This is a genomic window from Stenotrophomonas sp. GW821-FHT01H02A (assembly GCF_059422145.1).
Genome location: NZ_JBWKWI010000010.1, coordinates 1 through 14,858, shown reverse-complemented (window position 1 = coordinate 14,858; position 14,858 = coordinate 1). Strand labels below are relative to the sequence as shown.

Genomic DNA, 14,858 nt, shown 5'->3' with positions numbered 1-14,858 from the left:
GGCCGGTTGCACGAAGCGGGACCGCAGGGACGCGGCAACCCGTAAGGCGCGGCATGCTACTCCGCAAATGAGAATCAGTCACGTTTGCCTGACGGGCTGCGGTTGCCCTACAGGCAGCCCATCAGCCCGTCGTAGAGGCTGGTGGAAGTACCGGGCAACCAGGCGTGCAGCGCCTCACCCTGCTCCAGGGTCTGCAGCAAGACAGGCAGCGGCGTGCCGGGGGCCAGCGGTGCGCCGCAGGCCCAGGTCCGGGCATCGACCACGATGTGGCCCTGAGCGGGATCCACCTGCGCAATGCTGCCGGTGAAGGTCCACACGCACTCCTCCACCCGGCCGCTGGCCGCCTCGACCGAGCAGCGGAAACGCAACGCCTGCAGGTTGTGATAATCGCCTTCGCAGAAGGTATCGCCGCAGATGTCATCGAAGCCACGGACCAGGCGCGCTTCCACTGCCAGGAAGCGCTCCCAGCCGGCGGCCTGGGTCGGGTAGGTCCGCGCATCGACGAACGTCGCTGCGGCGCGGCCATCCAGTGGGACGCTGCAGGCCGCCAGCATCACCAGAACGCTCGAGTAGATCGGTTTCATGGGTGTCTCCTGTAGGGTGTTGGAAGAGGCGTACTCAGTTGAGGCAATCAAACAGCGCGTCGTGGATGGAGTGATTGGAGCCCGGCAGCGGCAGGACCAACGCGTCACGTCGCTCGAGCGCGGCATGCAGGGCCTCCACGTGGGTCTGCGGTCCCAGCGGCGCCTCGCAGGCCCAGGTACGGCTGTCCGGGACCACGCTGCCGGTGGTTCCGTCCACCTCGAGATTGCCGGCCCCGATCACCAGCGCGCAGGCCTCGACGTTTCCGCTGGCCGCCTCCACGGAACACCGGACCTGCAGCAGGATGTGGTTGGCGTACGCGCCCTGGCAGTAGCTGGCGCCGCACAACGTGTGGAACTCCCGGATCAGGTGATCCTGCAGCGTGTAGAAGCGATCCCAGTTGGCCTCGGTGTAGGGGAAGTCGACCAGATCCACATAGGGACCGGTCTGGGCGCGGGTCTCGCCGACCACGGCCAGCGTGGACAAGGAAAGGGCCATCGACAGGCAGGTCATTCGATTCATCAGGGTCATCACCAGGCTCCAAGCGGGTTCATGGCCATGGTCGACCGCCCGGCCAGGCACAACCATCGGGGGTCTGCCCGGGATGGGGTCAGGATGAGTGGTGCCGTGCCGTGGTGGTTTGCCCAGCGTTCCCGGCCGGAGGATGGGCCGGCCGGCGACGCGGCCGCTGCACGTTGGGCGGCAAAGGCATAAAATGGCGGACTTTGCGCCCTACCCCCTCTCAGCTGGAGCACACTCATGGGTCTGGAACTCGTTTCGCCGGGCAAGAACCCGCCGGAAGAAATCAACGTCATCATCGAGATCCCGAAGGATTCCGAGCCGGTGAAGTACGAAGTGGACAAGGAAACCGGCGCGATCTTCGTCGACCGCATCCTGTCCACCCCGATGCGCTACCCGTGCAACTACGGCTACGTGCCGAGCACCCTGTGCGGCGACGGCGATCCGGCCGACGTGCTGGTGGTGCTGCCGCTGCCGCTGGTTCCCGGCTCGGTGGTGCGTTGCCGTCCGGTCGGCGTGCTCAAGATGAGCGATGAGGCCGGCAGCGACGAGAAGATCCTGGCGGTGCCGATCTCCAAGGTGTTCAGTGGCTATGCCCACGTCGAAGACATCGAGCAGGTGTCCAGCCACTGGCTGGAGCGCATCGGCCACTTCTTCGAGCATTACAAGGACCTGGAAAAGGGCAAGTGGGTCAAGCTCGATGGCTGGGGCGGCGCCGCCGAAGCCAAGAAGATCCTGGTCGAAGCCCACCAGCGCTACCTCGGCAACATCGCCTGAGACTGACCTGCACCGCTCCGGCATCCGCTGCCGGAGCGATGTGCATCACGTTTTTTCAATGCGGCACATCACTATTCGTGCCGGATTGGGTACATTGCGTCTCTTCACACCGTCCACGGTGCGTTTCACCGTGGTCAGCCAGGGGACCGTGTCGTGCGCATTCTGCTTGTTGGGGACGAAGCCAGCCTGTCGGCTGAGCTGTTGGAATTCATTGCCGATCTTGGGGAAGAGTGGCAACCACTGACCGCCATCGATGGCCAGAGCGCCATGGGCATCGTCGCCGGCTCGCCGGTGGATGCCGTGATCGTGTGCCCGCAGTTGCCCGATCTCAACGCCACCACGCTGCTCGGCCAGATCCGCACACTGCGTCCTGAAACCATCCGCATCGCGCTGGTGGATGCCGAACACGGCAACCGTCCGCCGCCGGCGCGCCTGATCGGCGTTGCCCACCGCTTCCTGCCGATGCCGCTGGCCCCGGAGGTGCTGCTGGAAGCCCTGACCAGCCTGGAAGAGTTGCGCGAACTGCTCGACAGCGCGCGCCTGCGCAGCGCCATCGGCCGGATCGAGAAGCTGCCCTCGCCGCCGCATCTGTACCTGACGCTCACCCAGGCGCTGGAACACGACGACGACACCAACACCGCCGATGTGGCCAAGCTGGTCGCTGCCGACCCGGCCATCGCGGCCAAGGTGCTGCAACTGTCCAATTCGGCGTTCTTCAACAATGGCCGGATCATTTCCGACCTGCGCACCGCCGTGACCCGGCTGGGGCTGTCGACCCTGCGCGACCTGGTCCTGGCCAGCGAAGTGTTCTCCGCACAGCCGCTGTCCGGCGCCGAGCGCAACTCGCTGCAGCAGCGCGCGCTGTTGGCGTCACGCCTGGCCGCCAAGCTGCTGCCCGACTCCAGCGCCGAACTGGGCGCCACCGCTGCCCTGCTGGCCGATATCGGCCTGCTGCTGCCGGGCGTGCGCAACGAGCGCACGCCGGAGGATGCCGGCGACGATCGCCCCGGCCATGCCGAGGCAGGTGCCTATCTGCTGGGCCTGTGGGGCCTGCCGATGCCGATCATCGAAGCCGTGGCCTTCCACCTGCAGCCACAGAAGTCCAATACGCGCAGCTTCTGGGTGACCGGTGCGGTCCACGTGGCGCTGGCGCTGATCAATGGCGATCCGGTCGACGAGGAGTATCTGCAGCGTGCCGGCGTGCTCAACAAGCTGCCGCAGTGGCGCGAGCATGCCAATGCGCTGATGGGACTGGTCGCCAGCGACGCCTGAGCTCGACCGGCCAGGGGAACCACTCCGCAGATGGCGCGTCATGATGACGCGCCATCGTCGTTTCAGCGTTGCGGACAGGCGTCCAGCACGCAGTTGCGCCACATCACTTCGCAGGCGGCAGGCAGCTCGCCTGCGTTGATGCATTCGATGCGCAGTTGTTCGCAGTACCTGCCGCCTTTGCAGATGATCAGGCCGGCCGACGCACTACCGGCAACGGCCAGGGTGCCGAGGAGAACCGCAGAGAGCTTCTGGGCGAACGTCATTTTCATATCGTTCTCTCACATCGTCCGTCATTGGACTGATTGACGGCATCAACCCGGAATCCGGGTAGAACGTGATGCCGATCACCATCGGCGCAAACTCAGAATTCCCTTACCCCTAAACGGAAAGAGGGCGGACCTTGCGGTCCGCCCTCCTTTTTTTACGCCACTGCTTCGATGGATCAGAAGCGCTGGGTGTACTTCATGTACAGGAAGCGACCGATATCGAAGCCGCCGTAGTAGGCGAAGCTCGAGTTCGGTGCCGAGTACATCAGCGGACCCTTGTGGTCGAACACGTTGTTGGCGCCCACTGCGATGGTGGCGTCCCACGGTGCCTGCCAGCTGACCTGCAGGTCATGGAAGGTGTTGGAGCCGGTCTTGCGCAGCGGAGCGGCTTCACCGTTGGCGAAGCGATCCGGATCGGTGCAGCCGATCGAGATGCACGACTCGCTCAGGCCCGAGTAGTAACGCGCGGTGTAGTTGACACCGAAGTCACCCATCGCCCAGTTGACGCCCAGGTTCGAACGCACGCGGAACAGCGTGGTGTCGCCCGACTGGCCAACCATGCCGATCATGATCGGGTCGCCGTTGCTGTTTTCACCGGCTTCGTCGTACTTGGACAGGTAGCTGGTCTGCCAATCGATGCTGAACTGGCCGATGGCCAGTTCCGGCAGGCGGTACTTGACGCCCAGGTCGTAACCTTCGGTGACCATCTTGCCGAGGTTGGCGGTGCCGTAGGTCAGCGCGCTGACGTGGCCATCCGCAGCGCGGACAACGCCTTCGCAACGGGCCGAGTTACCCAGCACGTAGCAATCACGGAGGATGCGGTCGACGCTGTCCTCGATGATCATGTCGTTGATCTCGTAGCGGTACCAATCCAGCGAGAGGTCCAGGCCCTGCACCCAACGCGGGCTCCAGACCAGACCGACGGTCTTGCTCTTGGAGGTTTCCGGCTTCAGGTTCGGGTTGGCGCCGGAGATGAACTGGTCACCCGACTGGCACGGCAGGGTCGAGCAGACCTTGTTGCCCTGGCCGATCTGCACGTAGTCGGCCGGAACGCCTGCGGCCGAGCACGGGCCGTTGCCGGCAACGCTGCCCGGTGCGGTGACGCCGCACGGATCGATGTACGACTCGAAGCTCGAGCTCAGGCCACCGTACAGGTCGCTGATGGTCGGGGCGCGGAAGCCCTCGGCATAGGTGCCGCGGACCAGCAGCTCGTCCATCGGACGCCAGGTCAGGCCGAACTTGCTGTTGGTGGTGCCACCGAAGTTGCTGTAGTCCGAATAACGGCTGGCAACGTTGAAGGTCAGTTCCTTGGCGAACGCCATGTCGGCCAGGATCGGCACGTTCAGTTCGAGGTAGACCTCGTTCAGATCGTACTCACCCTGGGTCGGCTTCTGGCCCAGGCCGGTGGAACGGCCCGACTGCGCGAAGGCGTCCGGCACGTAGTTGCCTTCTTCCTTGCGGTGTTCAACGCCCATGGCGAAGCCCAGGTCACCGGCCGGCAGGGTCACGATGGAACCGGCCAGGTTGGCGGTGAAGCTGGTGGTCTTGGTCACGCCGCGGGTGGTGAAGGTCGGGAACAGGAAGTCCTGCAGTTCCTGGTCAGCCAGCGAACCCTGGCCCGAGACGCCGTACGGCAGCAGCGGGTTCCACGGACGGCAATCGCCCAGGATCGGGTTGGCGGCGGTGCCGCAACGGGCAACGCCACCGGCGTCGATGAACGACGGGCCGAGGGCCTGCTGCGAAGCGATCAGGCTCATGTCGCCGCGCTGGGTCTTGATCGACTCATTGCGGTTCCACAGGGCGCCGACGTCCCAGTCGAAGGTCTTGCCGGCCAGCTCGAAGAAGCCGCTGACGGTCGGTGCGAAGCGCAGGGTCTTCAGCTGGCTGTCGGTGGTACGCGGCACTTCCCACAGGCGACGGCGGAAGCTGACGTCCTGGCTCAGCGGGTTGAACGCGCTGGAACCGGACAGCGGGGTGTTGATGTTCGATGCAGCGGACTGGTACGGGTAGCCGGCAATCTGCTGGAACGTCTGACGCTCGTTGTAGAGCAGGTCGGTGTTCAGGCTGATGGAGTCGGTGAAGTCGTAGGTGCCGTTGATGTACACCGACTTGCGCTTGACGCCGGTCAGCAGGGTCATCTGCTCATTGGCGTTGGCGAATTCGTCGGCGGTCAGCTCGTGGTAATCGGCTGCGTTCTTCGGGTCGCCGCCCGGGTTCAGGGTCTGCCACACGGCAGTGCCCTTGGTGCAGTCGTTCAGGGTCGGGTTGCACCAGCTGCCGTTCTGGCTGATCGGGCTCCAGTCGTCGCTGGTCGAGTTCGGACCCAGCGAGCCGTCACGGCTGTACCAGCGGTCCTTGGCCCACACCGGATCCTGCTTGGAGTATTCAGCCGACAGGGTCAGGCTGCCGCGCTCGCCCTTGGCACCCAGGGTCATCGAGTACTGCTGCTCGTCACCGTCGCCGTTGCCGTACTGGCCAACGCGGACGCTGGCTTCGCCGCCGTCGATGTTCTTGCGGGTGATCACGTTGACCACGCCGGCGATGGCGTCCGAACCGTAGATCGAGGACGCGCCGTCCTTCAGGATCTCGATGCGCTCGACGGCCGACATCGGGATCTGGCTCAGATCCTGCAGGCCGGAGGTGGATGCGCCGAGGCGCTTGCCGTTCATCAGCACCAGGGTGCGCTGGGCGCCCAGGTTACGGATGTCGACGTAGTAGCCGCCCACGTTCTCGCCCGATGCCAGCGACTCCGAACGCGAGATGGCCGGCGAGCCGGCCGAGGTCAGGTTGTTCAGCACGTCTGCGACGTTCGAGAAACCCTGCTTTTCCAGGGCTTCACGCGTCATCGTCAGGATCGGCTGCTGGGTCTCCATGTTGGCGCCGCGGATGCGCGAGCCGGTGACCGAGATGCGATCCAGGTCAGTGGTGCCGGCAGCAGCTTCCTGCGCCGAGGCGAAGGTCGGCGTCAGCGCAAGCGCAATGCCGGCGGGCAGAAGGCCCAGCCGCACTGCAGGAGTACGAAAATTCATTTATCTCTCCGAGGTACGTTAGTAGCGTGTTAAACCGCCTCGGAAAGTTACGATTGCGTTGCAGTTAATTATTTGCGTGATGCAACCGAAGACTTTGCCGATTCTGGCGACAGGTTCGCACCCGCCTCACGGTAGCGTGACGCAGACAACCCGAAACGGGCCCGAAACGCCCGCGCGAAGCTGCAGCAGTTGTCAAACCCGCTGGCAGCCGCCACCTCGCCCACCATCATGTCGGTATCACGCAGCAGATCGGCCGCGCGCTCCAGCCGCAGCCGCGCGGAGAGCGACTGCGGACTCTCTGCATACAGGCTCTGGAACGTCTTGGACAGATACCAGCTGGAGAAGTTGGTGAGCTCGGCCAGCTCACCGATGCGCACCACGCGGTGGCTGTTGCCTTCCAGATAGAGACGCGCGCGCTGCATGCGACCGAACACCTGGCGCTTGCGGCTGCGCGAACGGCCCGGGCAACGCTGTACGCCGGTGGCCATGCCCTGCTGCAGGGCAGCCAGATGCAGCAGCGCCGGACGCAGGCCCTGCATCGGCCGGTCGCTGGTCAGCGCATCGCGCCACAGGCGCATCGCAACCCGCATCTCGCCGCGCGTCATCGTGCCGCGGCCGGCATACAGGTTGCAGTCGGCCAGTTCGCCAAGCGCGCGCAGCGCATCCGGCGACAGGCTCAAGCCGATGCACAGCCCATCGCGCCCGGCCTGGACCATCGGCTTGGAATCTTTCTCGAAGGCGATCCACTCACGCTGGCGCAGACGGAACTTGCCCTCCTTGGATTCCACCCAGGCACTGCCACGCACCTGCATCCAGACCGTGAACGTGGTGCCGGCGGTCTGCAGGCTGCCGAGCCGGGCAACGCCCAGGCAGTTGGGCAGCGCACCGTCGTCGATGGCCTTGTCCAGGGAAAGAGATTGACCGCGATCGGCCAGGGAGAGCTGACGCATGACTGCACCGTGTGTTTGCCTTTGCTGGCGTGCAGTTTTGCCAAATCAGGTCACTGCTCTCAGGACGTCTGGGCGAGATTGATCCGAATTCGCCACGAGAACCTCACGAAGAACTTACGAAGGATCTTTTCCCTTCATAAACAGCAGGTTGGAGAAGGCCGGGAAGAACGGGGCGGTCGGTTGGGGCAGGCTCATGAGGCCGATGTCGGACCCATCGGCCACCGCCAGCGCTACATACACGGCACGTCCGTCCGGACTTGCGCTGAATCCATTGCCGGTACCCAGGCGATCGGCATCGAGACAGTAGGTGTTGTCAGCGGACCTGGCACTGAGGCGGGCGAACACCGTCGCGCAGTCGGCACGATTGGCCAGGTAATCGATCTGCCCGTCGCCGGACACGGCCCATGCGCGGTAGCGCCACCGCGACGGCTGATCGCCCCGCACCTGGCGGACGCTCTGCGGGGTGAGCATGGCATCGGCCGACCACAGGCCACTGGCCGACAAGCGGGTGAACAGCACACGCTGGCCGGCCACGTCATACCGGGCCTGGGATACGCCATCGATGCTGCCCAGCAGGCGCCAGGGCGAGACACTGCGATCGAACAGCGACAACCGCATGCGCTCATCCGGGTCCCGCTCGACCACCAGCAGGTGTTCCGGCTGCTGCCCGTACAGGGCCTGCAGCGGCTGCGCCACCGGCACTGTCAGGCGCACCGTCTGTTCGTCCCGCGGCGACACTTCGAAGATCGCCGGATTGGCATGCTCATCCCGCCCGAGTACCAGCAGATGGCGACCGTCGTGCGACCAGTCTGGAATCTGGCGGGTTTCCGGGCGCAGGCCTTCGATCGGCCGCAGCGATTCAGGACGCTGCAGGTCGGCCCACCACAGCGCATAGCTGCCGGAACGATTGGAGCTGAAAACCAGTTGGCGGCCGTCCGGCGCGATCACCGGCTGGGCATCGCGCCCGCCCGAGGCGAACAGCCGCTCGGGAGCACCGGGACCGTTGGGACCGATCGGTACCTTGAACAGGCCGAACTGGGCACGACGGTGCATGAAGGCCAGCATGTTGTTGCTGCGCGACAACGCGGGGGACTGGGCATCGTCGAGCCCGAGGTCGCGCAGCGTGCGCGTGCGGGTATCCAGTTCATACAGCCGCGCTTCGCTGTCCACGCGGCGGCCAAACACGATGTGGCGACTGTCGCTGCGCCAGGCCCAGCCGCGGATCTCGGCCGAATCGTTGGTCAGCTGTTCGGGCTTGCCCCCCTCGGCCGGGATGCGCCACAGATCACCGACCTGCGGGTTGCGCACGAACACGATCCAGCGCCCATCGGGCGAATAACGCGGTGCGTACTCGAAACTGTCCGGATCGATCTCGTAATCCAGCGCGGTCCAGCTGCCGCTGGCGATGGTCAGGGTACGGATGCCGCGGTGCGCATACTTGCCGGACAGGGAGCCGAACAGCAGGCCACGACCGTCCGGCGTCCAGTCGAAACTGAGCAGCTCGGTCCCATCGCAGCGGGTGACATGCCGGAGCGCCCCGCCGGTGGCGCTGGCGATGATGACTTCGCAGCTGCCGTCCGGGCCAAACCGGGCGAACGCGATGTCCCGCCCGTTGGGTGACCAGTTCGGGAACCGGTCCGAATACGTGGCGGGCGTCTCCATCAGCACGCGTGCGGGTGCGTTGCCGGACGTCTGCACTTTGATGACGCTGCCCTTGCGGGAAGGAACGTCGGCCTCGTAGGCGACCTGCGAGCCATCCGGCGACAGCGTGGGATACGTCTCGAACCCGGCCGTCGCGGTGATCAACCGATACGGGCGTTGCGGGCTGCCGATCACCCGCGTGCCGTCTTCGACCGCCGCGTCCAGTGCCGAGGCAGGCTGTTCGCGCTGGATCAGCAAGGCGGCCATGACCAGCAGGGCGATCAACATCGCCACGCCGATGGCCAGCAGGATGTAGCGCCGGGTGCGGCGCCACTGCCGCCGCAGCGGACTGTCCACGCGTTTGCGCGGGGGCGGCGTCACCGGCGGCAACACTGTGGCATCGTCCACCGGGTCGGGGGGTATGCCATCCAGCGCCGCCAGGCCGCGCACCTCCTCGACCACACTGACCGGGACCAGCAGGCGATAACCGGTCTTGGCAATGGTTTCGATATAGGCGGTACCAGCCTCTTCGTCGGTGGCGAAGGCCTTACGCAGCTGGGTGACGGCCTGGGTCAGGACATCGTTGGTGGGCAGCGTATCGGGCCACACCTCGGCGAACAGCTCATCACGCGTGACCACTGCGCCCGGGGAACGCATCAGTGCCTTGAGCACGCCCAGCGCCTTCGGCGTGAGCCGACGCGGACGACGCACGCCCACCACCATCACTTCCCGCGAGGAAAGAATGACGGTGCAATCGCCGATTCGAACTACATCGGCTGACGGTCGCTCACTGTCGTTGATGATCATTCCGGTGACACGAGTGAATGCAGGACTACTGGAACGCAGCATTCATCACAATCGACAACGACCGAACGAACCGCCAGATTCCGCACAAGGCATCAGCGCAAAGCGCAAAAACACTGAAGCGCGCGAATACTAGCCTATGTGGGTTAACCGCACCTGTGCGTGTGGCCAACATCAGGCTCTCTCTCGCCGACGAACTCACATAAATAGATTCAGCATTCGCGCCTTCGGGCGCGAATTTTTTATGTGGGATTCAGTTTTGTATACGACGAATCATCGTGAGCCCCACCAGCCGCGAGACCACGAGCGCTACGTACATCACGCCTGCGAACTGCTCCAGCATCACCAGGGCGCGTGCCTGCGCATGGATGGGCACCACATCGCTCAGTCCGACGCCGGACAGCAAGCTGAAGCTCAGATAAAGCAACTCCATCCACGTCCGCAGTTCGCTCTCGCTGGTCGCCACGAAACTGCCCGGGTACCACTGCTGGCAGACCGCGAACGCAAAGGCGAACGCCCAGGCCAGCAAGGTGAAGGTGGCCCCCGCCGCGAACAGTTCGTCGCGGGTGACCTTGTGGTCCTGCAGCATGTAAGCGATCAGGCTGCCGGCCGTATAGAAGTACAGCAGGCACTCCAGCAGCTGCGCGGTAGTGACCAGGGCGGGGCGCTCCAACAGGGCCCCTGAGACGGAGAACACCACCGAGGGGATCGCCAGCAGCAACGCCACCCACATCCCGAGCGGACTGCGCCGCACCACCCACAACGCCAGGCCGAGCACGGCGATCCCGAACGCGCCGAACAGCGCGCGGCTGGCACCGGCCTCGTCCATCGCCGGGTACAGCAGCACGCCGAGCAGCTGCACGGCCAGCAACCACGCCGAGGGATGCCGGCGCGCGATGGCCAGCCATTTGGTGCTGCGTGCTATCGCCATCATCTTCCCCCTGCCTGGTCGCGCCGAGCTTAGCCGGAATCATGCGCGCACTGGATGATGGCCGGGGCAGCGCGTACCGCCCCGGCCGGCACGTCACTCCTGGCGATAGACCTCGGCGCCGAGCTCACGGAACTGCACCGCCTTCTCGGCCATGCCGGCCTCCAGCGCCTGGTGCGCCTCCATGCCCTGCCCGGCCGCGTAGTCACGCACGTCCTGGGTGATCTTCATCGAACAGAAGTGCGGCCCGCACATCGAGCAGAAGTGCGCCAGCTTGTGCGCGTCCTTGGGGAGGGTCTCGTCGTGGAACTCCTTGGCCTTCTCCGGATCCAGCCCCAGGTGGAACTGGTCCTCCCAGCGGAACTCGAAGCGCGCCTTGCTCAGGGCGTTGTCGCGTACCTGCGCACCGGGGTGGCCCTTGGCCAGGTCCGAGGCGTGCGCGGCGATGCGGTAGGCCATGATGCCGTCGCGCACGTCCTGGCGGTTGGGCAGCCCCAGGTGCTCCTTCGGGGTGACATAGCAGAGCATCGCGGTGCCGTACCAGCCGATCATGGCCGCACCGATCGCGCTGGTGATGTGGTCGTAACCCGGCGCGATATCGGTGGTGAGCGGGCCCAGCGTATAGAACGGTGCTTCACCGCACTCGCGCAGCTGTTTGTCCATGTTCTCCTTGATCAGCTGCATCGGCACGTGGCCGGGGCCTTCGATCATGGTCTGCACATCGTGTTTCCACGCGATCCTGGTCAACTCGCCCAGCGTTTCCAGCTCACCGAACTGCGCGGCATCGTTGGCATCGGCGATGCACCCCGGGCGCAGGCCATCGCCCAGCGAGAAGGTGACGTCGTACGCCTTCATGATCTCGCAGATGTCCTCGAAGTGCGTGTAGAGGAAGTTCTCCTTGTGGTGCGCCAGGCACCACTTGGCCATGATCGAGCCACCGCGCGAGACGATGCCGGTCACGCGCTTGGCGGTCAGCGGCACGTAGCGCAGCAACACCCCGGCATGGATGGTGAAGTAGTCCACGCCCTGCTCGGCCTGCTCGATCAGGGTGTCGCGGAAGATCTCCCAGGTCAGCGCCTCGGCACGGCCATCGACTTTCTCCAGTGCCTGGTAGATCGGCACGGTGCCGATCGCCACCGGCGAGTTGCGCACGATCCACTCACGGGTTTCGTGGATGTGCTTGCCGGTGGACAGGTCCATCACGGTATCGCCGCCCCAGCGGATCGCCCACACCAGTTTTTCCACTTCTTCGGCGATGCCCGATGACACCGCGCTGTTGCCGATGTTGGCGTTGATCTTGGTGAGGAAGTTGCGGCCGATGATCATCGGCTCGCTTTCCGGGTGATTGATGTTGTTGGGCAGCACCGCACGCCCGCGCGCGATCTCGTCGCGGACGAACTCGGGCGTGATGACCGTCGGGATCGAGGCGCCGAACGATTCGCCGGGATGCTGCCTGAGCAATGTGGCGTCACGGATGGCCTCCAGGCGCTGGTTCTCGCGGATCGCCACGAACTCCATCTCGGGGGTGATGATGCCGCGGCGCGCGTAATGCATCTGGGTGACGTTGGCACCGGCCAACGCGCGCCGCGGCTGCAGCCGCGCCGGGAAACGCACGGCATCAAGCCGCGCATCGGTTTCGCGCGAACGGCCGAAAGCCGAGCTCAGGCCATCCAGCACTTCGGTGTCGCCGCGTTCGGCCACCCAGGCCGCACGCAGTGCGGGAAGACCGCGCGACAGATCGATGGCGACAGCGGGATCGGTATATGGACCGGACGTGTCGTAAACGGTGACCGGCGCATTCTCCTCGCCCCCGAACAGGGTGGGCGTGCGGGTCAGCGTGATCTCGCGCATCGGCACCTGCAGGTCGCTGCGCGAGCCCTGCACGTGGATCTTGTGCGAGCCGGGAATCGGCCGGGTGACGGAACTGGAGAGTTGCTGGGCCTGTTGCTGCAGGGCGGAGGGCTGTGCGTTCATCGAGGCATCGTCCTAGGTTCAATCCACGCACAGGGACTGTGCGGTGCTATGCGAGGGATTCGCATGGGAGGGACGAAACGGCGGCGCTCGACGGACGGATCACGGGCGGTTGACGGGCATGGGGACCCTGCACGCAATGCATCTGCAGATGCGAAGCTTCCCTACGCCGGTATCAACCGGATCAGGTTCGAAGGGACTGTCTCAACCTTGGCCACTGGGCCGCGGTACCCCCGCTTCGGGGCGAATTAGAGCACAAAGCGATGCAGCCGGGCGCACCGGGCGGATGTGGATCGCCTAGCGTGTGAACAAAGCACCGACGCCCGATGCACTACCATGCTGCAGCGCGGTATGCGGTGCGGTCAGGGGGGTGAAGCGCTGACCGGCCTCGACCGGCTTGTTCCGCCCCAGTCGCTGCCGCTGTGCCGCTGGAGATTGCAGCCTCGGCTCGCCCCTACTGATCGGAGACACGCCTGCATGGTGTTCCGCATTTCCATTGCACTGGTCGCACTGCTGGTGCTGATCGCCGGCCTCGCGCCGGGCCCCTTCAACGACGTGGTCCAGAGCGGCCTGTCCACCATCATCCGCAGCACCGGCTGGTTGTACCTGCTGGTGGTGTTCATCACCCTGTCATTCCTGATGTATCTGGCCTTCGGCCGCTTCGGCTCGCTGCGCATCGGCGGCGAAGATGCCGAACCGGATTTTTCCAACGCCAGTTGGATGTCGATGCTGTTCGCCGCCGGCATGGGCATCGGCCTGGTGTTCTGGGGCGCGGCCGAACCGATCTCGCACTTCGTGAAGCCTCCGGAGGGCTTGGCGCCGCAGAGCATGGAGGCGGCACGCGCATCGATGCGGTATGCGTTCTTCCACTGGGGCCTGCATCCCTGGGCGATCTATGCCCTGATCGGCCTGGCGATGGCGTGGTTCCAGTTCAACCGCAATGGCCGCGGACTGATCAGTGACCTGCTGCAGCCGCTGATCGGCGCGCACCATCGTGGCTGGATGGGCACGATCGTCAACGTGGCCGCGGTGGTGGCCACGGCCATCGGCGTCGCCACCACGCTGGGCTTCGGCACGATCCAGATCGCCGCCGGTCTTGAGCGGGTGTTCGGCCTGCGTGCCTCGGTGCCGGTGCAGCTGACCATCATCGCGGTGGCCTTCGTGCTGTACATGGCCTCCACCACCAGTGGCGTGCACCGCGGCATCAAGTGGCTGTCGAACTTCAACCTTGGCCTGGCCGCCCTGCTGCTCGCGCTGATCCTGGTGCTGGGGCCGACCGGCTTCATCTTCGATACGTTCACCACGACCATCGGTTCGTACCTCAATTCCCTGGTGACGATGAGCCTGCGCATGTCGCCGTTCTCGGGCAGCACCTGGGTGGCCGACTGGACGATCTTCTACTGGGCCTGGTGGATTGCGTGGGCGCCCTTCGTGGGCTCGTTCATCGCGCGGGTCTCGCGCGGGCGCAGCATCCGCGAGTTCGTGCTGGGCGTGGTGATCGCGCCGAGCGTGCTCGGCTTCCTGTGGTTCTCGGTGTTCGGCGGCACTGCGCTGTGGTCGCAGATCTTCGGCCACGTGGACCTGGCCCAGGCATTGGGCAATGGGTACGAGACGGTGTTGTTCACGATGTTCGACAGCCTGCCGATGCCGACGGTGTTGTCGGTGATCGCGCTGGTGCTGTTGATGATCTTCTTCGTGACCTCGGCCGATTCGGCGGTACTGGTGCTGGCGACGATGTCGACCGAGGAATCCGGCGATCCGCCGCTGGCGCGCCGGATGGTGTGGGGCGTGGCGATCGCGCTGATCGCGGGCGTGCTGTTGCTGGCCGGTGGGCTCACTGCGCTGCAGGGGATGATCACGATCGCGGCGTTGCCGTTTGCGCTGTTGATGTTGGCGGTGATGTGGTCGTTGTACCGGGTGCTGGACATGGAGCATGCGCTGCAGCGGCGCCGTGCGCAGCGTGCGCGGCGGTTGATGGATGAGTGGATCGAGCGGGAGATCGCGGCGCAGGAAGAGACGCGCGATGAGGCGGCTCGAGCGCCTTGAGCTAAACGCTTGGAGCGTCCCGCCTTCCGGGCTATCGGTGGGCGGGCCGGGGCGGGTGGGTTGGCGGGACACG

11 protein-coding genes and 1 riboswitch are annotated in these 14,858 nt (G+C 65.3%); of the genes, 3 read left to right on the top strand and 8 right to left on the bottom strand.

All coding sequences use genetic code 11. From position 1 onward, the window contains the following. Window positions 1–107: 107 nt before the first annotated feature. Together AC07WC_RS14880 and AC07WC_RS14875 are read right to left on the bottom strand one after the other, a co-directional pair. Window positions 108–584: a hypothetical protein gene (locus tag AC07WC_RS14880; protein WP_495210690.1), complete on the bottom strand. Its 477-nt coding sequence runs from the start codon at window positions 582–584 to the stop codon at window positions 108–110. Window positions 585–618: 34 nt separating this feature from the next. Beyond that, entirely contained in the window at window positions 619–1,113 is a 495-nt protein-coding gene (locus AC07WC_RS14875; RefSeq protein ID WP_495210689.1) for a hypothetical protein, read from the bottom strand. A 228-nt stretch (window positions 1,114–1,341) separates the two neighbouring features. Between AC07WC_RS14875 and ppa the strand changes: the two genes are divergently transcribed. Both ppa and AC07WC_RS14865 read left to right on the top strand, forming a co-directional pair. Beyond that, the gene (ppa, locus tag AC07WC_RS14870) at window positions 1,342–1,878 is read left to right on the top strand and encodes an inorganic diphosphatase (RefSeq protein ID WP_019183821.1); all 537 of its coding nucleotides are present in this window, start codon (window positions 1,342–1,344) and stop codon (window positions 1,876–1,878) included. A gap of 153 nt (window positions 1,879–2,031) precedes the next feature. Continuing rightward, window positions 2,032–3,150, top strand: a complete 1,119-nt coding sequence (locus AC07WC_RS14865) for an HDOD domain-containing protein (RefSeq protein WP_495210688.1) — start codon at window positions 2,032–2,034, stop codon at window positions 3,148–3,150. A 62-nt stretch (window positions 3,151–3,212) separates the two neighbouring features. Here AC07WC_RS14865 and AC07WC_RS14860 read toward each other — a convergent pair whose 3' ends face one another. The 6 genes from AC07WC_RS14860 to thiC all read right to left on the bottom strand — a co-directional run bounded on the left by AC07WC_RS14860 (window position 3,213) and on the right by thiC (window position 12,742). Continuing rightward, complete coding sequence (locus AC07WC_RS14860; protein WP_495210687.1) at window positions 3,213–3,413, bottom strand: hypothetical protein; 201 nt, start codon at window positions 3,411–3,413, stop codon at window positions 3,213–3,215. A gap of 179 nt (window positions 3,414–3,592) precedes the next feature. Next, a complete protein-coding gene (locus AC07WC_RS14855) occupies window positions 3,593–6,445 on the bottom strand; it encodes a TonB-dependent receptor plug domain-containing protein (protein ID WP_495210686.1) in 2,853 nt (950 codons plus the stop codon). A 68-nt stretch (window positions 6,446–6,513) separates the two neighbouring features. Further along, window positions 6,514–7,395 (bottom strand): helix-turn-helix transcriptional regulator, encoded by an 882-nt coding sequence (locus AC07WC_RS14850; protein WP_421099033.1) that lies wholly within the window; start codon window positions 7,393–7,395, stop codon window positions 6,514–6,516. A gap of 114 nt (window positions 7,396–7,509) precedes the next feature. Next, on the bottom strand, window positions 7,510–9,843 hold the full coding sequence (locus AC07WC_RS14845) for a winged helix-turn-helix domain-containing protein (RefSeq protein ID WP_495210685.1): 2,334 nt from the start codon (window positions 9,841–9,843) through the stop codon (window positions 7,510–7,512). A 250-nt stretch (window positions 9,844–10,093) separates the two neighbouring features. Continuing rightward, window positions 10,094–10,771, bottom strand: a complete 678-nt coding sequence (locus AC07WC_RS14840; protein WP_495210684.1) for an ion channel — start codon at window positions 10,769–10,771, stop codon at window positions 10,094–10,096. 93 nt (window positions 10,772–10,864) lie between these two features. Next, window positions 10,865–12,742: a phosphomethylpyrimidine synthase ThiC gene (gene thiC, locus AC07WC_RS14835; protein ID WP_495210683.1), complete on the bottom strand. Its 1,878-nt coding sequence runs from the start codon at window positions 12,740–12,742 to the stop codon at window positions 10,865–10,867. Window positions 12,743–12,882: 140 nt separating this feature from the next. Then, a riboswitch (TPP riboswitch) is annotated at window positions 12,883–12,984 on the bottom strand. A 232-nt stretch (window positions 12,985–13,216) separates the two neighbouring features. On the opposite strand from thiC, the gene AC07WC_RS14830 reads away from it, so the two are divergent. After that, entirely contained in the window at window positions 13,217–14,785 is a 1,569-nt protein-coding gene (locus tag AC07WC_RS14830) for a BCCT family transporter (protein ID WP_495210682.1), read from the top strand. Window positions 14,786–14,858: the final 73 nt, after the last annotated feature.